This is a genomic window from Winogradskyella ouciana (assembly GCF_009709615.1).
Classification (GTDB): Bacteria; Bacteroidota; Bacteroidia; order Flavobacteriales; family Flavobacteriaceae; genus Winogradskyella; species Winogradskyella ouciana.
Map to the genome: position 1 here is coordinate 1 of NZ_WJYA01000159.1, position 262 is coordinate 262.

Here is a 262-nt window from a genome sequence, read left to right on the forward strand (position 1 = left end):
TTCAGAAAAAAATCGTTTCATACCGACACATCCTTCGTCATGATGTAATATAATATTCAATCCGTAACGATCGGAAATGAAACAATCTCATCATTTTCTTGCGCTGCGACGTCTGCTGACATGAAAAAAACCCGCCGGATCGGCGGGTTTTTCATTGTGTATTACGCTTCTTCTTTTACGTGAACCTTCAGCACAGCCTGAACTTCAGGGTGCAGCTTTACAGGAACGTTTGTATATCCCAGTGTGCGGATACCGTCTTGGA

Annotated in this window: 1 protein-coding gene; it reads right to left on the minus strand. The window is 43.1% G+C overall.

What is annotated here, in order from left to right:
* Positions 1 to 161 precede the first annotated feature (161 nt).
* Positions 162 to 251, minus strand: coding sequence for a 50S ribosomal L9 C-terminal domain-containing protein (locus F1003_RS18880; protein WP_497986931.1), 90 nt, complete (start codon positions 249 to 251; stop codon positions 162 to 164).
* Between the last annotated feature and the right edge of the window lie 11 nt (positions 252 to 262).